Annotated in this window: 25 protein-coding genes; 4 read left to right on the top strand and 21 right to left on the bottom strand. The window is 40.6% G+C overall.

All coding sequences use genetic code 11. From position 1 onward, the window contains the following. Nucleotides 1–217: 217 nt before the first annotated feature. Complete coding sequence (locus Q1V93_RS04780) at nucleotides 218–388, top strand: hypothetical protein (protein ID WP_300662199.1); 171 nt, start codon at nucleotides 218–220, stop codon at nucleotides 386–388. A 179-nt stretch (nucleotides 389–567) separates the two neighbouring features. Here the strand turns inward: Q1V93_RS04780 and Q1V93_RS04775 are convergent, their stop codons facing one another. The 7 genes from Q1V93_RS04775 to Q1V93_RS04745 form a co-directional block, all read right to left on the bottom strand. Further along, nucleotides 568–1,644 (bottom strand): glycosyltransferase family 4 protein, encoded by a 1,077-nt coding sequence (locus Q1V93_RS04775; RefSeq protein ID WP_300662196.1) that lies wholly within the window; start codon nucleotides 1,642–1,644, stop codon nucleotides 568–570. A gap of 170 nt (nucleotides 1,645–1,814) precedes the next feature. Next, on the bottom strand, nucleotides 1,815–3,032 hold the full coding sequence (locus Q1V93_RS04770) for a glycosyltransferase (RefSeq protein ID WP_300662194.1): 1,218 nt from the start codon (nucleotides 3,030–3,032) through the stop codon (nucleotides 1,815–1,817). Between the two features lie 56 nt (nucleotides 3,033–3,088). Continuing rightward, the gene (locus Q1V93_RS04765) at nucleotides 3,089–4,021 is read right to left on the bottom strand and encodes an NAD-dependent epimerase/dehydratase family protein (protein WP_300662191.1); all 933 of its coding nucleotides are present in this window, start codon (nucleotides 4,019–4,021) and stop codon (nucleotides 3,089–3,091) included. Between the two features lie 2 nt (nucleotides 4,022–4,023). Beyond that, nucleotides 4,024–5,145: an N-acetyl sugar amidotransferase gene (locus Q1V93_RS04760; RefSeq protein ID WP_300662188.1), complete on the bottom strand. Its 1,122-nt coding sequence runs from the start codon at nucleotides 5,143–5,145 to the stop codon at nucleotides 4,024–4,026. 111 nt (nucleotides 5,146–5,256) lie between these two features. Further along, nucleotides 5,257–6,147, bottom strand: coding sequence for a glycosyltransferase family A protein (locus Q1V93_RS04755; RefSeq protein WP_300662186.1), 891 nt, complete (start codon nucleotides 6,145–6,147; stop codon nucleotides 5,257–5,259). A 2-nt stretch (nucleotides 6,148–6,149) separates the two neighbouring features. Then, entirely contained in the window at nucleotides 6,150–7,259 is a 1,110-nt protein-coding gene (locus tag Q1V93_RS04750) for a glycosyltransferase family 4 protein (RefSeq protein WP_300662184.1), read from the bottom strand. 9 nt (nucleotides 7,260–7,268) lie between these two features. After that, nucleotides 7,269–8,141 (bottom strand): class I SAM-dependent methyltransferase, encoded by an 873-nt coding sequence (locus Q1V93_RS04745; RefSeq protein ID WP_300662182.1) that lies wholly within the window; start codon nucleotides 8,139–8,141, stop codon nucleotides 7,269–7,271. Nucleotides 8,142–8,274: 133 nt separating this feature from the next. On the opposite strand from Q1V93_RS04745, the gene Q1V93_RS04740 reads away from it, so the two are divergent. Then, nucleotides 8,275–9,330, top strand: a complete 1,056-nt coding sequence (locus Q1V93_RS04740) for an acyltransferase (protein WP_300662179.1) — start codon at nucleotides 8,275–8,277, stop codon at nucleotides 9,328–9,330. Nucleotides 9,331–9,353: 23 nt separating this feature from the next. Here Q1V93_RS04740 and Q1V93_RS04735 read toward each other — a convergent pair whose 3' ends face one another. The 11 genes from Q1V93_RS04735 to rlmH form a co-directional block, all read right to left on the bottom strand. Continuing rightward, nucleotides 9,354–10,202 carry an FkbM family methyltransferase gene (locus tag Q1V93_RS04735; protein WP_300662176.1) on the bottom strand — a complete coding sequence of 283 codons (849 nt, stop codon included), beginning with the start codon at nucleotides 10,200–10,202 and terminating at the stop codon, nucleotides 9,354–9,356. A gap of 29 nt (nucleotides 10,203–10,231) precedes the next feature. Beyond that, nucleotides 10,232–11,476, bottom strand: a complete 1,245-nt coding sequence (locus Q1V93_RS04730) for a hypothetical protein (protein ID WP_300662173.1) — start codon at nucleotides 11,474–11,476, stop codon at nucleotides 10,232–10,234. Continuing rightward, the gene (gene asnB / locus Q1V93_RS04725) at nucleotides 11,473–13,143 is read right to left on the bottom strand and encodes an asparagine synthase (glutamine-hydrolyzing) (protein ID WP_300662170.1); all 1,671 of its coding nucleotides are present in this window, start codon (nucleotides 13,141–13,143) and stop codon (nucleotides 11,473–11,475) included. The genes Q1V93_RS04730 and asnB overlap by 4 nt, the downstream gene beginning before the upstream one ends. Nucleotides 13,144–13,146: 3 nt before the next feature. Then, nucleotides 13,147–14,580 carry a polysaccharide biosynthesis C-terminal domain-containing protein gene (locus tag Q1V93_RS04720; protein WP_300662167.1) on the bottom strand — a complete coding sequence of 478 codons (1,434 nt, stop codon included), beginning with the start codon at nucleotides 14,578–14,580 and terminating at the stop codon, nucleotides 13,147–13,149. Further along, a complete protein-coding gene (locus Q1V93_RS04715) occupies nucleotides 14,577–15,743 on the bottom strand; it encodes a glycosyltransferase (RefSeq protein ID WP_300662164.1) in 1,167 nt (388 codons plus the stop codon). Before Q1V93_RS04715 ends, Q1V93_RS04720 begins: the two co-directional genes overlap by 4 nt. After that, the gene (locus tag Q1V93_RS04710; protein ID WP_300662161.1) at nucleotides 15,740–16,351 is read right to left on the bottom strand and encodes a NeuD/PglB/VioB family sugar acetyltransferase; all 612 of its coding nucleotides are present in this window, start codon (nucleotides 16,349–16,351) and stop codon (nucleotides 15,740–15,742) included. Before Q1V93_RS04710 ends, Q1V93_RS04715 begins: the two co-directional genes overlap by 4 nt. Continuing rightward, nucleotides 16,344–17,462 carry a DegT/DnrJ/EryC1/StrS family aminotransferase gene (locus tag Q1V93_RS04705; protein ID WP_300662158.1) on the bottom strand — a complete coding sequence of 373 codons (1,119 nt, stop codon included), beginning with the start codon at nucleotides 17,460–17,462 and terminating at the stop codon, nucleotides 16,344–16,346. The genes Q1V93_RS04710 and Q1V93_RS04705 overlap by 8 nt, the downstream gene beginning before the upstream one ends. Nucleotides 17,463–17,466: 4 nt before the next feature. After that, nucleotides 17,467–18,417, bottom strand: a complete 951-nt coding sequence (locus tag Q1V93_RS04700; RefSeq protein WP_300662155.1) for an NAD-dependent epimerase/dehydratase family protein — start codon at nucleotides 18,415–18,417, stop codon at nucleotides 17,467–17,469. A 98-nt stretch (nucleotides 18,418–18,515) separates the two neighbouring features. Next, entirely contained in the window at nucleotides 18,516–19,358 is an 843-nt protein-coding gene (locus Q1V93_RS04695; RefSeq protein WP_300662153.1) for an FkbM family methyltransferase, read from the bottom strand. Then, nucleotides 19,336–20,694: a hypothetical protein gene (locus tag Q1V93_RS04690; protein WP_300662151.1), complete on the bottom strand. Its 1,359-nt coding sequence runs from the start codon at nucleotides 20,692–20,694 to the stop codon at nucleotides 19,336–19,338. Before Q1V93_RS04690 ends, Q1V93_RS04695 begins: the two co-directional genes overlap by 23 nt. Before the next feature lie 2 nt (nucleotides 20,695–20,696). Further along, the gene (gene rlmH / locus Q1V93_RS04685; RefSeq protein WP_300662148.1) at nucleotides 20,697–21,170 is read right to left on the bottom strand and encodes a 23S rRNA (pseudouridine(1915)-N(3))-methyltransferase RlmH; all 474 of its coding nucleotides are present in this window, start codon (nucleotides 21,168–21,170) and stop codon (nucleotides 20,697–20,699) included. A gap of 152 nt (nucleotides 21,171–21,322) precedes the next feature. On the opposite strand from rlmH, the gene Q1V93_RS04680 reads away from it, so the two are divergent. Both Q1V93_RS04680 and nadC read left to right on the top strand, forming a co-directional pair. After that, complete coding sequence (locus Q1V93_RS04680; RefSeq protein ID WP_300662145.1) at nucleotides 21,323–21,700, top strand: DUF4783 domain-containing protein; 378 nt, start codon at nucleotides 21,323–21,325, stop codon at nucleotides 21,698–21,700. Between the two features lie 89 nt (nucleotides 21,701–21,789). Continuing rightward, nucleotides 21,790–22,623, top strand: a complete 834-nt coding sequence (nadC, locus tag Q1V93_RS04675; protein ID WP_300662142.1) for a carboxylating nicotinate-nucleotide diphosphorylase — start codon at nucleotides 21,790–21,792, stop codon at nucleotides 22,621–22,623. Here nadC and Q1V93_RS04670 read toward each other — a convergent pair. The 3 genes from Q1V93_RS04670 to Q1V93_RS04660 all read right to left on the bottom strand — a co-directional run. Continuing rightward, nucleotides 22,620–24,689: a 7TM diverse intracellular signaling domain-containing protein gene (locus Q1V93_RS04670; RefSeq protein ID WP_300662139.1), complete on the bottom strand. Its 2,070-nt coding sequence runs from the start codon at nucleotides 24,687–24,689 to the stop codon at nucleotides 22,620–22,622. The genes nadC and Q1V93_RS04670 overlap by 4 nt on opposite strands. Before the next feature lie 107 nt (nucleotides 24,690–24,796). Further along, entirely contained in the window at nucleotides 24,797–25,171 is a 375-nt protein-coding gene (locus tag Q1V93_RS04665) for a hypothetical protein (protein WP_300662137.1), read from the bottom strand. 4 nt (nucleotides 25,172–25,175) lie between these two features. Next, nucleotides 25,176–25,760 (bottom strand): DEAD/DEAH box helicase (locus Q1V93_RS04660; RefSeq protein WP_300662134.1); only part of this gene is annotated, 585 nt, incomplete at its 5' end.

Here is a 25,760-nt window from a genome sequence, read left to right as displayed (position 1 = left end):
TTTTTTTTTTTTATGCTCTTTTTTGTGACTATTAAATTTATTTAAAAATTTTTTTTTATTACTTATTTGTTATTTTTGTCGGGTTTAAATATTTTTCACCCCGACAACAACGTAAATAATGACTGTTCAAAACTCTTTTCATAAATCACAGACACCTTGCTACGATTGAAAAAACATCTTTACTAACTTGCAACAATCATTTTAAACCCTTCAAAAAATGGACAATAAACAACAATTACAAGAAGAAATCACAGTGCTTGAAGCACAGTTGACGGGTGACATGTTTGCAGATATGGACATCAAAGACAAAATCCACAACCTGAAAATGCAAGTAGAAGGTGTGCGTCCGATGGACAGCTACATTGAGTGTGTTGGTTGCGGATCTTAAGATCAGAATTACTTATCCGAAGTGAAAAAGCATACTAAAAAGAAGTATGCTTTTTCTGTTTTTAATCACCTGCGTTTGGTAGTTCGTTCAATCAAATGCCATGTCCCTATGATTCAGGGTAGGAGTCTCTCTGAATACTTTTGAAGCAAATTTTCAAAGATTCACAAGGAATTGGCGTATTACTTTTGAAGAAGCGCACGATAGTTTTCTTTCCACGCTTCGATGCTCCAGTTTGCCTGAATCGTTTTGCGGGCATTCTTTCCGAGTTCTTTTCTCAAGATCTCATCCTGCAGTAATTTTCTCAGGTTCATCTCCCATTCTTCCGCAGAATCGGCAATCAATCCGTTTTCATTGTGCTGAATGATCTTGGTATTGACTCCAACCGGGGAAACAATGCTTGCCATTCCGAGACTCATGTATTGCAAAGCCTTAAAGCCGCATTTTCCTTCCGACCAGGCATCTAAAACCAGGGGCATCACTCCGATTTGAATTTCCGCCAAATCATCAATTTCCGTATCTTCTTTCCAATCCTGGTAAAGCAATGATTTCAATTGATAATCCGGTTTCCTGTTTGAAATGACCTTGAAAGTGAACTCAAATTCCTGTTCCAGTTTCCGGAGAATGGGAATGATGAAATCCAAATAATGCATCGTGGAATGGGTTCCTGTCCAACCGATTACCAATGGTTTTTGTTCCTGATCGACCAACCTGGAATGCTGATTTTCAGTATCAATCGTTGTTGGAACGATCACACTATTCGAATTGAACTGCCTGGCATAGTTGGCTAAGAAATCATTTCCGGCACTCACTTTTTCAGCCCAGCGAATCAAATAACGGACTTTCCAGTAGCATTTTAGTTTCTGAAACCGGGCATTCACTGAACTGTAGTTTGGAATCCAGATCGCGTCGTCGAAATCGTAGATGTACTTTTTGCGCATGATTTTCACCAGGATCCACTCGAATACGGGCGGTCCGACATGAGCCATTTCCCGGTGCATGAAAATGTGTTTCGCGCCGAGTAACCTGAACAATAAAATCCAGCGACGCAGAAAGTTGTAGTTCAGATCAATGAATTTTTGAAGAAACTTTCCTTTCTGATACAAGCGGTTCCAGCTCTTTTGTGTGTGAAAAGCGTGGTAGTGAATTTCGAAATCCTGTTCTTCCAAAAAAGGCAGGTATTGTTCGAATCTGAAACGCTGCGACGGAGCTTCACCTTTCGGATATGGAGCAATGATATGGAGCTTCTTCAAATTCACGGGAACAAATGTGGGCTTTTTTTTGATGTTATGGATTAAAAAAGAAGGTTATGTAATCATTTTACCTGGTGATTTCTCCATTTTAGTTTTGAAAAAAGACGGATAGACATGTATCTATTTACTCAGCTGTAGCAATGGATTCCGGTAATTGGTTTAGTATTCTTTAACCCTTATCCGACAAAACGGTCATAAATAGAGAAATAAGATTCAACTCCCCGTTCCAGCCCGAAATATTCTTTGGCTCCAAGCATCGTACTTTCCCGATTAAAGTCCGTAAAGTCAAGATTGAAAGAAGAAATGGTCTCGTCTTTCGTGTTTTTCAGAACCAATCCGGAGTGATATTGTTGTACGATTCCATCCGTATCTCCCACTCCTGCGTTGCAAATCAGCGGAATTCCCATAGCCATAATCTCGCCTTGTTTGGTTGGTGAAGATGCCTTTTTGGAAAAGGTCGGGCGGATAAAAAAGATGGAGCAGTCAAACAACGAAATGAATAAAGGGACATTTTGATGCTGCACAGAGATTACGCGAATGGAATCGGGGCTGATTTCTAATTTCTTTGCTTCGAGCAGAATGGATGAAGTAGATTCTTTGGTCACAAACAGGAAAATGGTATTCGGTCTCAGGCGCTTGATATGCTTAAATGCAAGCAGCATTTCCGGTAATTGATACCAGGTTCCGATTGAACCCACATAACCAACCACATATTTATCGGTCAGTTGGTATTCGCTTTTCTTTTTGAACAGGAGTTCCTCGTTGGTTTTTTCTGGATCGAAGAGTTTCAGATCAACGCAGCATGGAATCACGGTGATTTTTTCAGAACCAACCGATTTCAGATTCCAGGTCAGGATTTCCTGTTTGCCTAGTTCTGTCAAACTCACGATTGCATCGCTTTCTTCAAAGAAGCGTTTTTCCTGTTTTTTGAAATAGTTATAAATGGATTTGAACAACGGATTGCTGATTTTCCAGATTCCTCCTTCAATTCGCTCATCTGCCCAAAATCCGCGCATGTCGAAAAGCAATCGAACACCCTTTTTTTGTTTGAGTTTCAAACCGATCAATGCGCTGATATAGCTTCTGCAATGAACAAGTTGAAAGTGTTTTTCCCGATGCAGGGAAAAAGCAGCGCGACTCATTTTCCGGATGTCGAACAAGGTCGATAATACCGGAGGACGTTTGGTATAAACCAGCGGTTTCCAATGAATGTTGTATTCGTCACAAATCGCCTGTATTTTGGCCTGATCCTGCTCAAAACGTTCCGGTTTTTCAAAACTGATCAACGTGAAAGAGATTCCTTTCTGACTCAAGCCGATCAGATAGGGAAGTACCTGGCTTTGTCCGAGCGGATCAGTCATGCCATCGTAGGATAAATAAAGGACATTTTTCATCCCGACTTTCAATTAAACAGGAAAGATTGATTCACTAACTTCATTCAAGGTACGATTTAACGCAGATTCTTCAAAATAATCTCAATTCCCTGTTCCAGGCTCATAAAAGGTCGACCCAACAATTCATTCATTTTTGAAACGTCCGGTTGTCTTCTGGTCATATCACCTTCTTCCAATGGCGGTAAGTAGGTAATGTTGGATTGCGAACCTGTAAGTCGGATAATGGTTTGCGCAAGTTCCAGGATCGTCACAATCGTTCCGTTACCGATGTTTGCTACGTCGTTTACCAACAAATCGGATTCCATTGCTTTGATACAGGCGTCGAGGTTGTCATCGATGTAACAGAAAGTACGCGTCTGAGATCCGTCGCCGTAAACAGGAATGTCCTGGTTGGCAAGTGCGAGTTTGATGAAACGCGACATCACAAAATCAGTGCTTTGTTTCGGCCCGTAAGTATTGAAAAAACGGAAAATCGTATAATCTAACCCGTATTCCTGCTGGTAAGAGCGGAAATAAGATTCGCCGACATTTTTAACAACAGCATAGGGAAGACGCGAGTTCAACGGCGTAATCGTTTCGTGCTGCGGTAAATGAACAGGTTCTCCGTATACTTCAGACGAAGATGCGTAGAAGACGCGCTTTACGCCTGTGCGTTTGGACAAATCCAGGATATTCCGGATTCCATAAATGTCGTCCAGAACCATGATCGGATTTTCCAATGTGCGTTTCACACCGACCACAGCCGCATAATGGAAAACATAATCAAAATTGTATAAACTGAAAATCGGAGAAATGTCATCAAAATTGTTGACATCTCCGTGAATGAATTTGCATCGTTCGTGTTGCGGAATATTTTCTTTCTTTCCGGTCAGAAAATTGTCTATCAGAACCACATAGTAATCCGGATTTTGAAGGAGTTTATCGGCAAGAGAAGAAGGGATAAATCCAGCTCCGCCGGTAATGAGAATGTTCTTTTTGGGTTGCGTCATTGTCATTTTTTTGGAAATAAAAAGCGATAAGTCCGGTACACGAATTTAATAGCCTTTTTTGAATTAGGAAAGTCTTTGTATGTCAAAGGTTTTTTTTGAAGAATCTGCTCAAATTCTTCCGGAGAAATCTGAAGTTTTTTGCAGATAAATGCTTTTTCGGTTTCGATGGTTTCCGGATTGTATGGAAGTGACTGCAATTGCTCCAAAGCCTCTGTCCGGGTAATTTGCCCGGAACAAATTTGAGTGGAAAAAGTTGCCAGCCGGTAATCGAAACCATATTTTACGGGCATGATATAAGACTGCCAAAAACTGGTATAGCGCGATTCGTGATGTTTTCTGGTAGGGAAAACACAACCAAGTTCTTTTTCCAGAAGCAGTCTTGCTTCATCTTTATTGTAATTAATGAAATTGAGCGGATAATAGGTTTTGATTCCCTGGATCATTTTGTAGTTGAATTCCTTCCAAAGTCCGAAATCAGGTGTTTTTTTCCGTTGTACCTTGCTGAAGGTCCGAACAATGTGCCGATACAGTTTCATGTCTTTCATCACATGATATCCCCATTGAAGCGGCAAAATGCCTTCAGATGAATAATTTCCGCCCGAAAGAATAGTCCTGACCCGGTGTTTTTTTGCCAATTGATGCAACGCAGCCGGAATTGCCAGATCGGTTGGGATTTCGATATCTACAATAGAAGACCGGAGAAAAGCGAGTTGTATTTCCCTGAATTCAGTCCAATCCAGAACCACTGTTTCGAGATCCAGGTTCAACCGGGAAGCTACTTTTTGAATGTTTTGAACCGCTAATTCGGTGTTCCAGCCATTGTCCAGGTGAACCAACAAGGGATTCAAACCGTTTATTTTGGCAAAGTAAGCGGTGTAACAGCTGTCAACTCCACCACTGATCCCGATAATGGAATCATACTCTTTTCCCTTTCCTTTTGATTTGATCCGGTCGATGAGCTGGTGAACAGCTGCTTCGTTTTTCTCAGAGTCGTTGAATAAGGGGCTTATTTTCAATAAATAATCCGAACAATGATTACAAGTTCCGTCCTGATTAAAGATGATGTCGGGATCACTTGTGTCCATTACGCACCGTACGCATTGTTGATATTGAGAATCAAGCATGCTACAAAATTAACAGAACGATCAAGGAAACAACAAATTTTGAGGACTAAAAAATAAGTAGAAGAATTGAACGAATATTTAACAGGATCAGGTGAACGTTTCCAAAACGGATTAGAAAATGATGTGTTTGAACGTTGCCCAAAAAACCCGTTGCCGAAGCGCACTTTGATGTTCTTTAAATCCTTTTCTTAAGTAGCTGAATGCCTTTTTTTTGTGGCCGTTGTAAGCCAGGTCGACAGCAAGAACCAGGAAGTTCCTCATGACGAAGTAGCGGTAGTTTGGACCAAGAAATTGTTTGAATGAATCATTTTGATCCATGTACTGCAAAAAAGTCAGAAAGCGTTTTTCCAGTTTGTTCGGATCTGTCATCGTATTTACGCTTCTTTCGTCGTGTTGGATCAGGTACGAAGTCACTTCTTCCGACTGATGGAACGGATATTTTGCCAGTAAACGAAGCCACAGTTCATAATCTTCACTGGCGCTCAAAGCCCGGTCTTCAATGAACGGATTTTCGAGTGCAATGTCTCTTCTGACGATTACCGGATTGCATGCCAGGTAGTTTCCTTCGATCAGAAAATGAGTCCGTTGTTTTTGATTCGGTCGGTAAGCGGATTGAACGGGAGTTGTTTTTCCGCTTAGTGCATCTTTCATTTGATACATAACGTTCAAAACTTCCGGATTTCGGTGTTTTTCACAGAGATCTTTGAGATGCTGTACGTGATGCGGAAGCATTTCATCGTCACTGTCGAACCAGTTCATGTATTGCCCGTTTGCAAGTTCTGTACCTCTGTTTCGTGCTGCCCCGCGCTCACTGTTTTCGATCAGGTGATAGCGGACACGTTCCGAAAGATAGGGAAGTACAACTTCTTTGGTCTGATCGGTACTTCCGTCATCCACAATGATTACCTCAAAATCACCGCACGATTGATTCAGCACACTTTTCAGCGTGTTTTCAATCAAATGAGCACGATTGTATGTCGGAATAACAATGGTGAGAAACATGCCTAATCTGTATAGAGTTCGTTTAGCTGTGCAATATAGCGGGTAAAACTAAACATTTCGCGAACGCTTTCCGGACCTTTCAGTTTTAATTTTTCAGGAAGTGTCTGATCGCTTAACAGCAGCAGCAGCGTTTGGTGAATCGAAGCAGCATCCCGGAAAGGAACGATGAGCGCATTTTCCTGATCGACAATGAATTCACGAGCAACACCGCTTAAGGTGAAAATGGAAGGAATTCCTGCGGCAAGAGCTTCTACATATGTTTGCCCGAAGGCTTCACAGCTTGGATTGACCGGAACGTGAATATACATATCGAAGAGCTGATACAGGTCAAAGACATTGTTTTCAAAACCAACAACGCGAATATTCCGTTGCGGAATCGTTTGAACCAATTCCTTGATTTCTTTGGAGTAATCTGCATTGTCGGAAGCCCCAAAAAGACATAACAACGCATCCGGATGTGTTTTCAATAAGCGTTGAAATGCATCCAGGATATACTGGATTCCTTTCAGTTCAAGCCAGCGGGAAATGACGCCGACAACCGGAAATTGATTCTCCGGATTGTAGGCATTTTTGATGCGGAGTACTTCTTCGTTTTGCGGATGAGCAAAACGTTCGAGCTCAAATCCGTGATGAATCAGGACGCGTTTTTCAAGCGGAACACCTTGTTTTTCCAATAAGTCATCTATGTTTTTGGAAATAGCCACAATGCGTGTTGCAAGTTTGTTTTGTATGCGATCAATGAAGCGTTCTTTCCAATGGGGATTCAAGGGTTCGCCCGAATGCCGGGTATAAATCCGCGTATTGATCTTAGCCAGTTTTGCGGCCCACAATCCGATCCAGTTGGCTTGTGCCAAATGACAATGAATATGGGTAATCCGTTGTTCTTTCAGAATTTTCTTGCAAGCCAGAATAATTTTCCGGGATTTCAACAAGCTTCCGGACTCAAGCGTATAGACGGTGAACTGATTGTCCGACAAAAAACGATGTAATTCTCCCTGTGTGGAATTGATCAGAATGTAGCAAACATCCAGATTCTGAGCCCGTAAATGCCATGCAGTCTGTTCAAAATAAACGGCCTTGTTGATGTCAGATATAATATAACAGAGTTGCACTTTGAATGGCTATTTCTTGATGTAATATGCTTTGAGCGTGAGTCCTGTATTGGTCCGGGTGAAAAACGTATTCAATATGCGCTTTGCAAGGTCCAGATACCATTTTTTAGAAATCGCCTCTCTCATATTCTCATCGTTGGAATGATTTACCTGAACGTCGGGTTTTGCCAATGATTGTTTAATTCGCGTAATGCTGATACCTGTTGACAAAAACTTATAGCGTTTGAACGGAAATTTTTCAATAGCAAAAGTGAGTGTTTTTTTTGTATAATAAGTCAGATGCTCCGGATATTCGATGACATTGTACTTTTCTTTCAGGTAGTATCTCATCACGGAATTGAAATTTGGAGTTGTGCAGTAGAACAATCCGCCGCTTCGCAAAAAAGAATGAATGATCTCCAGATCTGTCAATGGGTTGTTAATGTGTTCAATGACTTCAATGGAGGTAATCACATCAAAGTAACCACTTTCAAACTGGTCGAACGACAAAGCCCCGTGTTTCATCTGAATTCCTTTTTGGCTACAAACTTCAATTGCTGCTTCCGAGAATTCGGTTCCGTATACTTCCCAACCACGTTTTTGGGCTTCTTCCAAAAACCAGCCTCTTCCACATCCAGTGTCCAATATTCTGTTTGTTTTTCTGAATTTTTCAAATTCGTCCAATAACCTGGAATAGGCTGCTTTGGTCATTTCCGAAAGTTGGGCTTCACCTGCATACGAATAGAACTTGTAGTGTTCGTTTAATTCCTCAATCGTCGGGATTTTGTGTGTAAACACCAATTTGCACGCTCCGCATTTTACCAATGAGTGTTTTTCATAGTATCGCGGTATAGGATGAATTTGAGGCGAACCACAAACAATACAGGTACTGTGTAAATTCATTGATGCAACAAGGTTAAATTTGACATAAATTGTAGTTTTGCAGGAATATTCCGGCATTATTGAGGTTTCGGCTCCTTTGAAGTACAAATATGACTAAATATTTGGGAATTAAAACAGATAAAAAAACAGAAAAATGTTTGAGAATTTAATAAGGACTTTAAGGAACCCGAATCGGCAGATAAATATTGATTTTTTAAGGGGGTGTGCTGTTCTTGGCGTGGTTTTGTTTCACTTTAACGGCTTACTGCCATATGGTAACCTGGGGGTTGATTTATTTTTTGTGATTTCAGGTTATCTGGTAGGTGGAGCTTTGATGAAAGACTTTCTGTTGGATAAGGAAATCAGTTTTTTCGGTTTTGTTTTAAGAAGAGGATTTAAAATATGGCCTTCCTATTATGTGTTCCTGATTCTCGGATTCATCCTTTCAAATCTGTTATTTTTCGGTGAATTCGAATCCGAACGCCTCCATTTTTCGGAATTGCCGCGTTATGCATTTTGGTACAGAAACTTTACGGGTTTCCCCATTCACTTTTCATTTGATCATGTTTGGTCGCTGTGTATCGAAGAACATTTTTACATCCTGCTTCCATGTCTGATTCTAACCCTTAGAGCGTTCAGAGCAAACAGTCAGGCTTTTGTACTTTCATTGGTGGCGGTCATTTTACTGGCTTTTATCAGTAAATGTGTGATGCTGAATTTTACCAACTCGAAAGATACTTACTCCATGACTTTTAATCGTTTGGATACGTTTTCCTGGGGAATCCTGGTTGCTTATCTTCAGTTCAAGGAAAAAGATTTGTCTTCGAAACCCGGACTCAGAACCTTGTTATTGCTTACAGGAATTGCCGGAGTGGCACTCACGATTTACTTCAATGAATCAGGAACCATTCCTTATTTCAAGGCGCTAATTATGCATTCGGTGTTGCCGATTTTTATGTTTTGTATCATATGGTCCACCCTGGTGATGAAAAATCAACGATGGCTGACTCCTTTTCGATTGATCGGATATTACAGTTACAACTGGTATTTGTGGAATCCGATTGTTGCGGTTTTGTGCGTGCAGTTTTTGGGAACAAGCGTTCTTTCATTTTTCGTTTACCTGATAGTGAGCTTCGGGCTGGCTTTGATTTTCACCCGAATGGTGGAAGAAAACTTCCTGACCTTACGAAATAAACTGCTTCGAAAATGACTTCAATCGTTTTCTAATACCATTTAAACTTCTGCAACAATATCGAAATGACAGTCGTGAAAATCACTGTTTTCAGTAAGCTGCGCATGCGTTTCGGCATGCCGGATTTTGTAACCGAAAGCTTGCAGAAATTGAATTAATTCGAGTGCGCTGCTGTTCTGATCTTTTAAATTGTCGTCGTCCAGCTCGATAAAGAAAACCGGGTGGTGTTCCTGGATCAGATTGCGTGCACCTTTAAGTACTTCCAATTCATATCCTTCGACATCAATTTTGATCAATGAAATGTGTTGGTCTCCCAGGTTTTGAATAAAGGAATCTAGGGTTGTAATGGCAACTTCCCGGGATGATTTTTCGGGATCGGAAGTAACGCGGTTCATTCCAGGATTTCCGGCAGACCGTTCTTCAAAAAACACTTTTCCCTGTTCGGAACCCAAACCTAAAGGATGTAATTCGATATTCGGGAATGAATTGAGCGAAACATTCCGTTTCAGTGTTTCGAAAGTATCCGGAAACGGCTCAAAGCCATGTATGCTTGCCTGAGGATAACGTTGGGCAAAGCGCAGTGAGATTTCACCGATATTTGCTCCGATATCCAATATAACGTTTGGATTCGGATGTAAGTGAAACAGATTTTCCCTCGAAGCTTCATAAAACCCGAAGTAAATGTTCCAGTCAACAATGTTGGCAATGTCTAATTCGAAATTGACTTCATTGCGTTTCACTCTACGCAGAGCGGGACTTTTATAACTATAATGATTCGGAGTTAATTTGGTCAACCCTGAGCCATACGCTTTGTTATTGGTGTAAGAAGCCAGTAGTTTTTCAACTAAAGGAACTTTAAACAAAGCCCGGAAAGTATCTTTTGCACTCATTGGAATTCTGTATTCATGAGATTTGGGTTTTAACTATATTTTTCAATGACATCCAAAAGACGCCGGGATTGATTTTCTCTTGAATAAAAGGCAATGGCTTCGTTATTCCCGTCGTAGCGAATCACTCCATTTGTCTTCCATTCATCGTATTTCTCACGAATGAACGCCGCAATTTCCTCGCTGGTTCGAAACGATTTCCCCGAGTTTGTTTCCTGAAGCAATTGATCAATCACATCGCCAACTGAAGGAGCAATGAGAATGTGGCGTTTTGCACCGAGGTATTCAAAGATTTTTCCGGAATACATTCCCACATATCCTTTCCATTCCGGATGCCAGACCAAATGACTTTCTTCCAGGTGTTTCAAGGCTTCTTTTCGTGGGATTTTCTGAGTAACGAATAGATTTTCTTCCGGCAAAGCGGCCTTCACCTGATCTCCGATTTCAGGAATGGTGTCTGTTCCGATGAATTTGAACAGGATTTCCGGTCTTCCCGGTAGCACTTTCTGAAATGCTTCAAGAAATAGTTCGTATTCCTGTCCCTGGTAAATGGTTCCGACTATCGAAATAATAAAACGGTCGCTCCGGAGCTCTTGTAACGGAACGAATTGGTCGAATAAAGAATTTTCAAAACCGTTAAAAACAAGCGCAGTTTCTTTCTGTGTTTTGCGGATGAAATAACTTTGCAATTCAGTATTGATTGTTGCAATGGCGCTGCTTTTCTTTAACCAGCGAATTACGTGGAATTCCCGGAATTGAAAAACAGGATTGTCCCATTTGCGGAGCTTCTTGTTTTTGTTGAGTAAGGTATCGTTTTCGAAATCCCTGAAATCTACAATGAAAGGAATCTTAAATTTTTTATGTAATAAATAAGCAACCTGAACCAGGTTGATCGGTGGAGTGGAAACGAGAATCAAATCGGGTTTCCAGTTCGCTGCAATTTCCGAAGCAGCAGGAAGTAATTGAGTCGCATCAATTTCCGGATCGAGTTTTCCTCTCAGCAAATCGAAAAAGGTTTTCAGCGTATTCGGCTTTTGAACTTTCGACTGGTAAGGAACCTGAATAATTTCCAGGTATTTGTTTTGCTGAATGCGTTCTTCTTTCGAAGGATTGCTTTTCAGGTAATCTTCCCATTTATTTTCATTTCCCAGCCAATGCCGGGTAACCACTTTCACATCGTGAAATTTCGAAAAATCATTCGCAAATGCAGCCGGTCTGTTCGGAGCTATTCCAACACAGGGTGGGAAATAGTAAGAAATGATCAGGATCTTCTTCATTTGAAATAATTTAAGAGATAGCTTTGCCAGGAATCGTTCATTCCGGCACTTTGCAACCAGTTATTTTGTGGTGGTTCGAAACCAACTTTTTCTTTCCGCCAGCAAATTTCTGCAGGTAAAAGATCTTCAAATGTACTGCGCATGATGTATTTCGTCCAGCCCAGTTTTAGTTTGTATTCATCCGGAAGAGAAAAGCAGAATTCCACCAATTCATGGAAAAGAAAGGGCAGACGCACTTCCCGGTGATGTGCCATGGAATTTCGATCCGCAAAACGCAACAAATCCTGAAGCGCACCGCGCATCGTACTTTCGTACAAATGTTCGTTGAGTCTTTTTGAGTCCTTTCCGGAATTCATTCGCCCCCTGATTTCGTAATAATGAAGGCTTTTGACAGCCATTTTTTTGAGTTTCGTATGCGGTGTATGAAAATCAATGAAACGGTATTGTTCTCTTAAGCGCATGGAAGAGAAAAATGGTTTTGTGCGGAATAAGGATTGAAGGTATTCAGGATAGTAAGAAATATATCCAGCCAAAATTTCATCCGCTCCCTGTCCGTCAATCAATACGGTTACATTGTTTTCTTTTGCCAGTTTCTGAACACAATACTGCGCATAAATACTGGCACTTCCGAAAGGTTCTTCCTGGTAGTAGCACAACGATTCCATATCGGCAATCATGTCATTTCCGGTTGGCCAGGTAACATGACTTTCGAAGCCGGTTTTTTCGATCACTTTTTCAATGAAATAACCTTCATCTTTTTTGAAGTCTTTGAACCGGGCGGAAAAAGTAAGCGGAGTCACATTTTTCTGATTGGCATATTGCTTCATATTGCAGACAATCGCGGAACTGTCCAGTCCGCCACTCAAACTTGTTCCAACCGGAACATCCGCCCGAAAACGCCTGGTAAGACTCAGTTGGAAAAGACGATTGAATTCAGCACAAGCGTCTTTGAAACTTAAAGTACAGTCCTGTTTTTTCCAATCTATGTCGTAGTATTTTTGAATCTCATGCGTTCCGTTCGGCTTGATTTTCATCCAATGCCCGTGCTCCAAACGCCAGATATCTTCATAGAAGGTTTCGTTGATACTTTCCGGAAAATGCGCTGATTTTGTTTCTTCGAAGTGAGTAAACAACTTCTGATTCTTCTTTTTCGGAACAGAAGCTGCCCAAAGCGCTTTCATTTCGGAAGCGAAATAAAACTGATCGTTGTAAAAACAATAGTGAAATGGTTTTTCACCAAAGCGATCCCGGGCGCAAAACAAACTTTGTTTCACCGAATCCCAAATTGCAAAAGCAAACATTCCGTCAAGTTCTTGCAAACAAGCCTCCTTTTTTTGATCGAACAAAGCAAGCAATACTTCCGTGTCCGTATCTGAAACGAAGGAATATCCGGCTTGTACCAATTCCTGCTTCAGTTCAATGTAATTGTAAATTTCCCCGTTAAAAGTAATCGTATAACGGTTGAGATAATGCATAGGTTGTTTTCCTTTTTCCGAAAGATCCAGAATGGAAAGTCTTCGGTGACCCAAAGCAACCTGATTTTTTTCATCGATCCAATGACCTTCTCCGTCCGGACCTCTGTGCTGGATGCTGTCGGTCATGAGTTTAATCCCGGAAGCAAGTTTATCCGACGGAGCAAAAGATACGATTCCCGAAATACCACACATGTGTTATGCTTCTTCTTTATTAATGTTTTTCTTGTAGATTCTGATATTCAAAAAGATGAGTGCACCAAGAACCAGAAAGCTGCCGATTAATTTGATGACAAAAAAACTGACGGAAAGCCCAAAATTTTCGAAATATACGTTGCAAAGTAAACTTAAAGTAAACGGAAATAAATAATAAAGAATGATTTTTATGAAATTGAAAGGGATCGGATAATTCTTTTGTGAAATTCTGAACAAAACAAGTGGAATGGCGGAATACGAAATCAATGTAGCGAAAGATGCACCATAAACTCCGCCCCACATCGGAATCAAAATAAAGTTCAATACAATGTTCAGCAGCGCCCCGAATAAGGTTGCCCACATAACCGGTTTGGTCTTTTTAGCGATCGCAGAACCGATTCCGCTGAGTTGATATAAGCCCATGGAAAGGTTCGAAAACAACAAGAAAGGAATGACCTGGATTGCGGCAAAATACTTTTCGTTTGCAAAAAGCGAGAGCGCTTCGGAAGCAAATGCAGAAAAAATCAAACAGATTACAGCCGCATTCAATGTAAACAATTCCACAATAGTGCTGATGATTCGTTTGTGTTTGGGATTATTGAGCAGCGAAAAAACATAGGGCGGCCATGCGAAAAGAAAACCTGAAATAGGTAATAAGACAATGGATGCAATGGTATTTCCCATCTGGTATATTCCGACATTGTATGAGTTTGAAATCTTTTCAATCATAAACCGGTCAATGAAGCTCACAACCCATAAACTTAAACCTGCAGGAACGAAAGGAAGGCAATACAATAACAGTTCTTTCAGATGAATCAGGGAAAAGGATTTGATCCGGATAAAATGGATGATCGGGAAATAACAAATGAGGGATTTCATCACAGAAATGATGAGGTTCGCATACAATATTGCGATAATTCCCTGGTTAAAGTGAGTGATTAAAATGTAGGTAAGAATAATTTGAAGCGTCGCAGAACTCAGGTTTAAACCGGTAATAAACCATTTCCAGTTCCGGAGCCGCATTTCTGTCAGCGCAACATATTCAACGGTATTAATCGGGATAATCAATAAACCGATTAATAACAAGTTCGAAAACTGACTGGACCCCAATAAAATGGAACTTAGACCAGATGAAAAAAGAGAAAAAATCAACAGGAAAACCAGTGAAATTCCTGCTTCTGTGAAGAACCATGTGGAGTATGTTTTTTGTTTTTCTAAAAGGGGTGATTCAGCAGATACAAAACGAAAGGAGGCCGAATCCAATTGTAAAATCGTCAATTGGCTTATAATAGCCGTGAAAACAACAACGATTGACAAGGTTCCGTAATCTTCAACCGAGAAAGAACTGGCATAAATAGGAAGCATGAAGATATTGATAAGCTTCCCGGCAATATTGGAAATTCCATAAACTAAACTGTCTGAAAGTAGTTTGTTCATTGATGATTGAAGAATTTGTGAATCGAACTGATCAGTGTTCGTTGTTGAAATGAAGGATTGTATAATTCCTGGTAAACTTTCCGACTGTTTTCCTTCCAGGTTTTAATCTGTTCCGGATTTTCGACACAAAAAGTAAACACTTTGCTCAATTCCGGAATGGTTGCATCGGTATAATATATCCCGTTAGAAGCATGATCGATCAATTTTTTCAAGGGTTTGCTTTCCGGAACAATCAGTGCCAGACCCGCTGAAATATTTTCAAAAGTCTTAAAACCTACATTGTATTGGTGATTCAAAACATTCATACGGACCAAAGATACTCCAAGATCGAAATGGATGGCTTCTTCCGTTAGTTTAGACATTTCAACCGGCTCCAGGAGAAATACGTTCGAGATCTCATGTTTCTGAATCAGATGAATCAGAGTTTCTTTTAGTGGACCAAATCCACGGATGTGCAATTCGGCATTTGGAAGGTCTTTGATTGCAAGAATTGCTGCTTCTAGTCCCCGGTTTTCGAATAAAGCCCCGTGATAGTAAAATTTCAAAAGGGAATTAAGTGTTATTTCTTCTTTGAATTGTTGTGGGGGACAAATAGAATAACTGATAATTTCCTTATTCGTGTTATGAATTTCATTCAGAAGTTTGCCCAATTCATCGTTTGCACTGCTAATCAAAAAAGAAGTGTTTTGGATTGCTTTTTTCTCCATGTGGCAGAGGAAATCTACCATTTTCTTACCGTCTGAATAATTTTGAAACCCTAATATTTCATAGATGAAAAGCGCATTGTGAATCTTCCGGTTCTTTGATTTTGCAATGTATGCACCCGTTGAATCAATATTTAAAATGAAATCATACTGCTGCTTTTTCAAAAAGAAAAAGCCCGCTCGCTTAAGTCTAAGCTGCAATTTGAAATTCAATAAATCCCGTTGGTTTTTAGTTAAAAAAAAGAAGATTAAATGAAGCAGTTTGTATAACCTAAGCTTATTGTAAGACCGGGATAAAAAAGAATAGGATTTGTAATTTGGAAACGTATTTAAGGCATTTTGCTTGTCCAGGCCAAAAATGTCAATATCAAACAGCTCATTTAAATCGGAATGTATTTTAGACAATGCCGGATTGGGGTAAGTCTGAACTCCAACAACGATAAGCAGCTTGTTTTTCATTTCCTTTTAGCTGGATTTCCAAACCATACTTCTGCAGTTCCAACAGAATTCAATACAATGCTTCCCATTCCGATCAATGATCCGGAACCGATAGTGATTCCGTTTTTGATAGAGGAGCCTGCTCCGATGTAAACCTGGGATTCGATTTCCACATTTCCTGCTACCAAAACATTTCCACAGATAATGCTTCCTGTTCCGATATGAGAATCGTGGTGAATTGTTGCGTTTGCCAAAATGATCGCGTGGTCGTCAACAACAACATTCGGACCGATTGAAACTCCTGCTGAAATGAACACATTCTTCCCGATGGAAGCATATTTTGAGATCACAGCGCTCGGATGAATGATCGTTTCCCAGGAAACATTCTTTCCGAATCGTTGAATAAGTTCCAGCCTGTTTTGATACGATGCAGCACTTCCATGAACAGTAATCAAACGGGAAGGATCTGTTTTTTGAAGTTCTTCTCCGGAAATAACCGGAACTCCATGAAAACTCTGGCCAATGTGTTCCGGGTTATCGGACACAAAAATAACATTCGAAATATCATCGAGGCAATCCAGAACTTCCAATCCGGAACCACTGTATGGAAAGATGTAAAGCTTATCCATTCGTTGCTTGTTTTAGAACGCTGCAAACGCGTTTCAAATCAGAAGCGGTTAAACGTTCATACAAAGGTAAAACCAATCCTTTTCTGTTTGCTTTCAGTGCATTTGGAAATAATTCCTTGCAATTCAGCTGATATTTTTGCTGGTAGAAGGTTTCATTGGGAATACATTGTGCACCCAGATTGACACCAACACCTTTTTCTTTCATGTAGTCGATCAGAAGATCTCTGTCTATGTGATCCGGAACCAGAATGTGAAATGATTGCCAGGTGTGAAGATGGTTTTCAGGCACAGAAGGTAAAACGAAATCCGCATCCTGAAGTTCTTCGAAATAGATCTCTGCCAGCGTTTGTTTGTAAGACAGGATGTGCTCAAAACGTTGAAACTGGCTCAGTACCAAAGCCGCCTGGATATCCGTCATCCTGTAATTGAACCCTGCGGCAACAAAGTCCATTTTTCCGTTCTGATAGTCGATTCCGTGATTTCTCAATACACGGAGTTTCTGAGCAGTTTCGTCGTTGTTAGTGACTAAAAGTCCGCCTTCACCGGAAGTAATTGCTTTTCGTGGGTGGAAGGAAAAAGATCCTAAATCACCACGGGTTCCGGCGAAAAAATCTCCGGATTTAGCTCCTAAAGCGCAAGCCGCGTCTTCAATGACAACGAGCTTGTATTTCTTTGCTAAAGTAAGAATGGTTTCCAAATCGCAAGCGAGTCCGAATTCATGAACCGGAAGGATGGCTTTTGTTTTCGGAGTAATCTTTTCTTCAATGAGTTTCGAATCGATGTTGAAAGTTTCCGTTTCGATATCCACAAAAACAGGAGTAGCGCCCACCAGTTCTACCACATTTGCAGTGGCAACATAGGATAGGGCAGGAACAATCACTTCGTCGCCCGGACCAATTCCCGAAACAAGCAAGGTAAGATGCAGAGTTGCTGTTCCGTTTGAAACCGCAATGGCATGTTTTACTCCGAGATAAGATGCGATCTGTTGTTCCAGGGCTTCTACTTTTTTCCCCTGGATGAGCATTCCCGATTGCAGTACTTCAGTAACTGCATCAATATCCTGTTGTTGGATATCCGGAATCATCAAAGGGATAAAAGAGGCCTTTTCCATGTGTTTAAAGTGATTTGAAATACTTCGCTGTACGGATAATTCCTTCTTCGAGGTCTACCTGGGCTTTGAAACCCAATATTTCTTCCGTTTTCTTTACGGATGGAATGCGTAATTCGATATCTGCGGAAAGCTGTTCACGGAATTTGATCTGTGATTTTGAATTCAATACCCTGCAAACGGTTTGAGCCAGGCCTAAAGTGGTAATGACTGCGCGTGCATTTCCTAAATTGAAGCTTTCACCGATCGCTTTTGGATTTTCAAGACAACGCATCAGGCAATCCACGAAATCATCGACATAACACCAGGCTCTGATCTGACTTCCGTCGCCGTTGATGAAAATATCTTCGTCTTTCAATGCTTTTTTAATGAAAATCTGCATGGCGCCTTCTCCCGTTTGCCCCGGACCGTAAACATTGAATGGTCTTACGGTAACCGTCGGTAATTGGTATTGAGAATGGTATGCATGTGTCAAATGTTCTCCGGCCAATTTACTTACGGCATACGTCCAGCGTGCTTCACCGGCAGAACCTGAAACCGTTTCATCACTTTCAGTGGATTTGAATGCCATCGAACCGAAAATTTCGGATGTTGAAAAGTCGATAAAACGATCACTCACCTGATTAATTCGCGCAGCTTCCAGAGCATTTGCCGTACCAATCATGTTTACAGTCATGGTTTTGACAGGATCCTTGATCACCGTATCAATACCCGCAATACCTGCAGCATGAACCACAATTTCGGCGCCTTTCATGGATTCCGTTAAAAGCTCCTTATCCAGAACATCTCCTTTGATGATTGTCAAATTCGAATGGTTTGAAAAGGGACTGTTACTGATCGTATCGCGGTGGAAATTGTCAAAAACAACGATCGTGTTGTTTTCAATCAAATTTGAAATAAGCGTATTGGCAATGAATCCGGCACCTCCGGTAATAAAAATTCGTTTGTTTTTTATCATTTTTTCGAGTAGAAATGTGTCCCAACCGGATTCGTTTGAATCTGCACGAATTGGAATGCCAAATTACATAAAAATCTGCACTTTGTATTGCCGGAGTATTAATTCGGGATACAGATTAAGTCTGTTTGCTCCTTTAGTGACAGAATCGTTTTCAAATCACTAAGACCTTCTTTCGTACTTATTTTATAGTTGTTTTCTAAAATTCCGTTCAGTGCTTCTTCAATATTGCCGTTTTGAGCCAGGATATTTTCAACGCTGTATTCAAAAACAAGAACGGGCCTGAACTGTTGAATGACTTGTTTTGCTCCTGACAAAACGGTTAATTCAAAACCTTCCACGTCAATTTTGATGAAGTCAATCCGGGATATGTTCTGTTCTGAAACAAACTCATCGAGCGAAATGACCGGAACAGAAACCGCGTTTTGAGTATCGGTTGTCATCCGGAACCCGCCACTGTTTGAAGGACTGTGCTGGGTCATGTGCAATAAGCCTTTCTGATTGCTTAATCCGATATTGAAAGCACGAATCTGAGCAGTTCGATTCAACCGGATATTTGATTCCAGTTTGCGAAATGTTTTGGGATAAGGTTCAAAAGCGTAAACAACCGGGTTTAACCCTTTTTTTGTTTGGGTTTGAAGTATGTTGAACGCTGTTTGACCGATATTTGCTCCGATATCGAGAATGGCTTCTGATTTCGCCAGGTAACTTAACACATAATCACTTGAATCGGTTTTGCAATAGAAATAAATGAGCCATTCCTGGTAGTCGGAAATATCCAATTGATAGTGAATGTCGTTTCTTTTCACTTTTCGGATACTTCCCGTCTTGTAATCGGTATTAACGGGAACGAATTTATAAACCCATGGCTTTGAATTGGCCAATTGGATCAAAACCAAAAGTATTTTCTCTGCAAAGCGATTAGTGAGAAGACGCTGTTTCATTCAGGGATGCTTTTTTGGAGTTATTTTGTGTCATTCGGTGAAAAACAAAAAGTAGGAAGAATGGAATGAGGGGAGCTTTCAGCCGGACGAGTACACCGAATAATCCGGAGGTGAAACCAACGAAAAAAGCCATAATCAGGCACGAAAACAAGCAGATGATAAAAAAGATTCTGGATTCTTCCGGCATACGCGGTAATGATTTGTCCCGTTTTTGGAATAATTTCAGGGTAAAATACAGGAGTACCAAACTTTCCAATCCGTTAACCAGCATAAAAAATCCATTGGCTTCCCAGATAAACGGGCGATAAATAGCTGTCAATATGGCAAGCGGAGTTGTGCGAAGCATGTTTGCCGCTGTAAACTCTGTGATTCCCAAATCGTAACGTTTTCCCGTGTATCCCTGATTTTGTTGAAAATCATTGTAAATGACTTCTGCCGTAGTTACTAAATTTTGAGAAGAAAGCTCTTCAAAAGAATTGGAGTAACGGGAATAGATAAAAATCATCAGAAGCACGGTACAGGTTCCAATGGTGCGGGTCATGAATTTGGTGATGAACGATGCCGAACGATTGAAATAAAAGATAAAAGTGACCAAAAACGGAATCAGGATAGAGATCAGTACAAAAGACCGGGTAGCTCCGATAATGTATGCCGAAAGAAGGATATAGATCACATTTGAAACTTTCAATCCTTTTAATGCCTTAATCAGATTGGTGAGCAAAATCAGGCTGGAACAGTAAACAACCGTGTCTTTCAACAAACCGGAACACCAGAATCCTACCGTAGGGATGAACAAAATAGCAATAGCAACGTAACCAACCCGGATATTCAGAAAAGAACGCACGAAGAGAAAGAAACGCCAGGTAATCCATGTGGAAAAAAAGGTGAAAATCAGATTCAATGCCAGATAACTCTTAAAAGTAAAGAATGCAAAAAAACTGGAGAGTTTGCAAATAAACCAGGAGTTTGGTTCCTTGTAGATCCAGATAGGAGGAATTCCGGTACGCGAGTTATAGTATGAAGGAAGCAAATCTCCGGTTGGTCCTGAGAATATTTCATGAAAATAATCAGACGGACTTTCTAAAGCCAGGTTTTTCAGGCATTCAGCTCCCTGGTAATAGGCTGTTGTGTCGCCACTTCCGTAGGTGTAAACGTAAAATGTTGCAAACGCAATTCCCAGGAAAATCTTCCAGAAAAAGTGTGGAATGAAATAACGGTAATCGGGATTCTGGGAATTTTTCAAGTAAATCCAGATGACAATAATGGTGAATACGATCAACCAGGCACTCGTAAAAACGTAGTCATTAAAAGTAAAGGAAAGGTACTTGTAACCCATGTTTACTGATGATGATAAGGTTCGTTACGCAAAATGGTCATGGCCCGGTAAACCTGTTCAATAAAGAGCAGACGGATCATTTGATGAGAAAAAGTCATTTGTGACAAGGAGATTTTTCCGTTCGCCCGCTGATAAACGGCATCACTGAAGCCATAAGGTCCGCCGATCACAAAGTAAAGGTGCTTTCCCCCGCGATTGAATTGTTCCTGGAGGTATTGGGAAAATGCCATGGAACTGAATTCTTTTCCGCGTTCGTCCAATAAAATAAGCGAGTCGGAGAAACCTACTTTTTCAAGGATCAGTTCTCCTTCTTTTTGCTTGATTTGTGCTTCGGATAAACTTTTGGCCTGCTTGATATCGGGAATGATGTGGAGTTGAAAAGAGATGTAATGGCGAAGTCGTTTCAAATATTCCTGTTCTCCTTCTTCCAAAAATTTCTTTCCCGTTTTACCGATACAAAGTAGTGTTACCTGCATGCGACGAATATACGAAAATTGTAGATAGTCCTAAATTATTCTTTCCCGGAAGCGCTATTTGATGAATTTAATCTATAAAAACAGTAGAATTTTCTGCTTGTCTGAATTTAGGCATTATATTTGTTGTCGTGGGTTCAAATAACAATTGAATTATGGGTTTTATTTTATCATTAATTGCTTCTTTCGTTTTATCTTTTCATTCGGTGTCAGATGCTAGTTTCGTGGCTGTTGAACAAGCATTCAACAGAGAGGATGCGGCTAAGATCGTATCTTACGGAAAAGATAAACTCTTGCTTCAGATTCAGGGGAAAGAAGGAGTGTATGCCCAATCTCAAGCAACTCAACTATTGAAAGACTTTTTTAATCGCAAACCGGTTTCAAGTTTTCGTTTCACGTTTAAAGGAAAAGAAAGCGATGATTCTCCGTTAACAACCGGAACGTATACTTCCAAAGACGAATCTTTCCGGGTCACAATCAAGTGGAAACACATCGGTGCAGACCTGAAGATCGAATCACTCTCCATTGAGTAGTAAGTTAAAAGCGAAAAAGGTATTAGTCGACTACGGTTAAATTATCATTTTTACCTTTTCAATTTTTACTTTTCAATTACCTTTACTTCATGTTTGATGAAATTGTAAAAAACGCTCTTCGTGAGGATTTAGGAGATGGTGATCATTCTTCTTTGGCTTGTATTCCTGAAAATGCATCCGGAATTGCTAAATTATTAGTGAAAGATACCGGAGTTCTTGCCGGTGTTGAAGTAGCGAAGAAAGTGTGTGAACTGGTAGATTCCAACCTGGTTTTCGAAGAATTGTTATCGGACGGAACCTGGGTGAAACCCGGAGATATTGCCTTTTATCTGAAAGGAAGTGCCCGTTCGATTTTAGCTGCAGAGCGTACTTTGCTGAACTTTATGCAGCGCATGTCCGGTATTGCAACTCAAACAAAAACATATGTCGACCTGTTGGAAGGAACTCAAACCAACTTGCTCGACACGCGCAAAACAACTCCCGGAATCCGTTACATGGAAAAATGGGCAGTGAGAATCGGAGGTGGAATGAATCACCGCTTTGCATTGTACGATATGATCATGTTGAAAGACAATCACGTGGATTTTGCAGGAGGAATTAAACAAGCCATCCAACGGACACAGGAATACCTGAAAATAACCGGGAAGCAATTGAAAGTGGAAATCGAAGTCCGGAATCTTCAGGAGTTGGATGAGGTGTTGGAAACCGGAATGGTAGATCGCATCATGCTGGATAACTTCACTCCGGATTTGCTCAAAGAAGCGATTGCAAAAATTGATAAACGTTATGAAACAGAAGCTTCCGGAGGAATTACGAAAGAAACACTTCGCGATTTTGCTGGAACAGGTGTCGATTATATTTCAGTCGGAGCATTGACGCATAGTTTCAAGAGCCTGGACATGAGTTTGAAAGCTGCGTTTTAATTCAGGTCGATCAACATCATACAAATATCGTCCAGCTGTTCTTCATTTCCCATCCATTTCAAAAGACCTTGTTCGATGTTCTGAAGGTGGTTTTTCGGATCAGGATGGTATTTTTCAAGAATCATTTTCTTCAGTCCCGGAGTTTTTAATTTCTTTCCGGTAACTTCTCCGAATTGATCAATACAACCATCCGAAAATAGTAGGATTCGCTGGTTTTCCTGATAATTTAATTCGTGAAGTTCGAATGCGAGACTGGATTCTGATTTTCCAACCGGTCTTTTGGTAGGAGGAATAACCTGGATTTCGTTTTCGTTCAAAATCCATAGAGGATTGTTTGCACCGCAGAATCTCAGAATTTGTTTTTCCGAATTGTAACAGGCTACGGAAATATCCATCCCGTCAGATAATTCAAGCCCGTCCGTAAGCAGGTAATCCCTTAAATAAGCGCTTACCCGTGTCAATAAATCTGCAGGATCGGCATCTTCCAGCAAACGGGCAGATTCGTTCAGTGCATTCATACATAATACGCTCATCATTGCTCCCGGAACTCCGTGGCCTGTACAATCTGCAACTGCGACGAATTTCCAGATATCTTCCCCGAGCCGGATGCGTTTTACCCAGTAAAAATCTCCGGCAACAATGTCTTTCGGATGATAAAATACATTTAAATTCGGAACAAGCTTGCTGTAATAAGAACTGCTCGGAAGCAAGGCATTCTGAATCCGTTTTGCATACAAAATACTGCTTGTAATCTCTTCATTCTTTTGCTCTAGTTCGTTTCGTTGTAAAATGACTTCTTTGGTGCGCAATTCAACTTCTGATTCCAGCTGGATATTCAGCGATTGTTTCAATTCGTTTGCTTCGGCGAGAACGGAAATCGAGGCATCGTTCATGAGTTTGAACCGCAATAAGATTCCGAAAGTCAAAATGACCATTTCTACGGCAAAACCGATCTGCAGACCATTGTCTGCAAGGAAACTGTTGGGAATGACTCCGAAATTCCGAAGAACAAAGGCAAATACGGAAACCTGTAGAACGGAAAATGCCACGAGGTAGGATTTTGCAGTTTTGGAACCCGTCTTCAGGGTGACGATCAACGGATAAATAATAAACAAATTCAGAACGAGTGTCATAGCATTGACTGTCACTGCTGAAATATTCATAAAAACCGTTCCTGGAAGCAAACTAATCACGCAATTGGTGAGCAGAATGATCTGGAAGAAACGGATAACGGGTTTTATTTTTGGAGTATTGACGGCCAGTTCGAGGTAGCGGTAAGTGAAATTGAGAAAGAAGAAAACCCCGAGTGAGGCAAAGAAGGGATTTGCCCGGTTGGAAATAAAGTATTGATCTGTCCATAGCCAGGTTGTTCCGAATCCTAAAAGAGATAATTGCAACAGTGTAAACGAAACGCCATAAAACGTATAAATGTAGGCAATACGCTGCCGGAAGAGAATTCCAAGCGACAAATTCAGAATGATGACAAAGATCATAATCCCGAACAGGAGTCCGTAGAAAACCTGTTTGTTGGCATGTTTGATCTGAATCGACGAACCTTTCTCGATGGAACTTTGAAAATAGAATTGTTCGCCACCATTGTTGACACGGAACAGAAAGCCGTTCGTGCTGTTCGGATCCAGTTTTAACGGGAAAATAAGCTCGCGGCTTCCGTCGTATCGCCATGAAAATGGTCTTTGATCCCCGCTTTTGGCAATCGGAATAAAGGTATTGGTTCCAATGCGTTTGTAAACATCTACCTCGTCAATGATGGGATTGCTTAATTTGAGCATCCGGATCAATCTCGAATCCGAGGTGTTTTTTGTTTCAAAATAGAACCAAACGTCTTTTGTTTCAAACCCCAGGTTGACCATCCGGGAATTGATCGGTTTGAATTGATCGAGTTTTGATTTGACCGATTGAATATCAGAATTGGCCGATCCTGCAATGAAATATTTCAATTGAGATCCCTGCAGTTCTACAAAATCTGCCTGGGGAGTTACAGAAACCTGAGCATGCGAAAAAAAGTGGGCAAGGGAGAGAAGAAAAACAATCAGATACTTTTTCACCATACACAAGTTTATTCCAATATTTCAGTTCGTTAGATACGCAAGAGCATATCCATTGGATTTATATTCGGTGATAAAAATACAAGGAATAATGAAAGATTAAATCGTTAGTTGTCCAGAATGTCGTCGTCTTCGTCTTTGTTTCTTCTGAAAGGGTTGATAAAGTAAGAAATTCCCGTTATTGCGAGGCCCAAAATTAAAATCTGGGAGGAGTATTTCAAATGCATCGTTTGAAAAATAAACCCGATGAAAATGACTACGGAACCAATCCAGAACAAGAGATTAAACTCTTCCCATTTCTCTTCCGGAAGAAAGCGAAATTGCAGCAGGCTGAGAAGTAAACCCAATCCGCCAAAGACATAAAATCCGATTCTGACTGCTGTAGGATAGCCCAGTGTATTTTGGGTATAGATCAATACAGCGCAAACTATTCCAAGAATGTACGAGATGTTTGAAATACTTTTTAGCTGTTTTGCGGTCATGCGGTTATAACTCAGTAGTTTCGTAAAAGGTACAAATATCTTCGCAAAAAGGTTCTAAACGATCATGATTTCCGTTTGAAAAAATAAGCTTCTGGCATTTGGGTAAGCTTTCGGAAATTCTTCTGATCGTTTGAAGGACTAACGGATTTTTGCAAAGCGTTTCCATTCCGTCAATAATTACAAGCGTTAGTTGGTTGATATGGAATCCGTTTTGATTGTATAATTCAAGTAAACGCTTCGGATTTCCGATAATGATTTCTGTACCGTCGAAAATAGCGTTCCGCTGTTCGATGATTTTTCCTTTGTCGTCTGCAATTTCCACTGTTACATCCGATCGCTTCATTAAATGATGAAATGATTTGACATATTCCCGTGCATTTTCCGGAGTAGGAGTGAACCACAACACGCGTGGAGATCCTTCCAGCATTTCGGGAGCCCTCATAAATGAAATGTACAACAATCCGTTGATCAGTTCCTGATCCATAACCGTATGAATCAGCTGATTTTTTCCTTGTTTGGCAAGTTTGATTAATTTTTCTTGTTTTTCGGTATACTTATCGATACCTGATTCGATCAGGTTATTTTCCAG

Origin of the sequence: Fluviicola sp. (assembly GCF_030151805.1) — a bacterium.
Lineage (GTDB): Bacteria > Bacteroidota > Bacteroidia > Flavobacteriales_D > Crocinitomicaceae > Fluviicola.
The sequence above is the reverse complement of the archived record's forward strand: the minus strand, read 5'-3'. Positions and strand labels throughout refer to the sequence as shown.

Excerpts from the sequence above, each read along its gene's own strand:
- Q1V93_RS04780 (WP_300662199.1), top strand. The coding sequence starts at position 218 with ATGGACAATAAACAACAATTACAAGAAGAAATCACAGTGCTTGAAGCA.
- Q1V93_RS04770 (WP_300662194.1), bottom strand. The coding sequence starts at position 3,032 with ATGAAAAATGTCCTTTATTTATCCTACGATGGCATGACTGATCCGCTC.
- Q1V93_RS04765 (WP_300662191.1), bottom strand. The coding sequence starts at position 4,021 with ATGACGCAACCCAAAAAGAACATTCTCATTACCGGCGGAGCTGGATTT.
- Q1V93_RS04760 (WP_300662188.1), bottom strand. The coding sequence starts at position 5,145 with ATGCTTGATTCTCAATATCAACAATGCGTACGGTGCGTAATGGACACA.
- Q1V93_RS04755 (WP_300662186.1), bottom strand. The coding sequence starts at position 6,147 with ATGTTTCTCACCATTGTTATTCCGACATACAATCGTGCTCATTTGATT.
- Q1V93_RS04745 (WP_300662182.1), bottom strand. The coding sequence starts at position 8,141 with ATGAATTTACACAGTACCTGTATTGTTTGTGGTTCGCCTCAAATTCAT.
- Q1V93_RS04740 (WP_300662179.1), top strand. The coding sequence starts at position 8,275 with ATGTTTGAGAATTTAATAAGGACTTTAAGGAACCCGAATCGGCAGATA.
- Q1V93_RS04735 (WP_300662176.1), bottom strand. The coding sequence starts at position 10,202 with ATGAGTGCAAAAGATACTTTCCGGGCTTTGTTTAAAGTTCCTTTAGTT.
- Q1V93_RS04730 (WP_300662173.1), bottom strand. The coding sequence starts at position 11,476 with ATGAAGAAGATCCTGATCATTTCTTACTATTTCCCACCCTGTGTTGGA.
- asnB (WP_300662170.1), bottom strand. The coding sequence starts at position 13,143 with ATGTGTGGTATTTCGGGAATCGTATCTTTTGCTCCGTCGGATAAACTT.
- Q1V93_RS04720 (WP_300662167.1), bottom strand. The coding sequence starts at position 14,580 with ATGAACAAACTACTTTCAGACAGTTTAGTTTATGGAATTTCCAATATT.
- Q1V93_RS04715 (WP_300662164.1), bottom strand. The coding sequence starts at position 15,743 with ATGAAAAACAAGCTGCTTATCGTTGTTGGAGTTCAGACTTACCCCAAT.
- Q1V93_RS04710 (WP_300662161.1), bottom strand. The coding sequence starts at position 16,351 with ATGGATAAGCTTTACATCTTTCCATACAGTGGTTCCGGATTGGAAGTT.
- Q1V93_RS04705 (WP_300662158.1), bottom strand. The coding sequence starts at position 17,462 with ATGGAAAAGGCCTCTTTTATCCCTTTGATGATTCCGGATATCCAACAA.
- Q1V93_RS04700 (WP_300662155.1), bottom strand. The coding sequence starts at position 18,417 with ATGATAAAAAACAAACGAATTTTTATTACCGGAGGTGCCGGATTCATT.
- Q1V93_RS04695 (WP_300662153.1), bottom strand. The coding sequence starts at position 19,358 with ATGAAACAGCGTCTTCTCACTAATCGCTTTGCAGAGAAAATACTTTTG.
- Q1V93_RS04690 (WP_300662151.1), bottom strand. The coding sequence starts at position 20,694 with ATGGGTTACAAGTACCTTTCCTTTACTTTTAATGACTACGTTTTTACG.
- rlmH (WP_300662148.1), bottom strand. The coding sequence starts at position 21,170 with ATGCAGGTAACACTACTTTGTATCGGTAAAACGGGAAAGAAATTTTTG.
- Q1V93_RS04680 (WP_300662145.1), top strand. The coding sequence starts at position 21,323 with ATGGGTTTTATTTTATCATTAATTGCTTCTTTCGTTTTATCTTTTCAT.
- nadC (WP_300662142.1), top strand. The coding sequence starts at position 21,790 with ATGTTTGATGAAATTGTAAAAAACGCTCTTCGTGAGGATTTAGGAGAT.
- Q1V93_RS04665 (WP_300662137.1), bottom strand. The coding sequence starts at position 25,171 with ATGACCGCAAAACAGCTAAAAAGTATTTCAAACATCTCGTACATTCTT.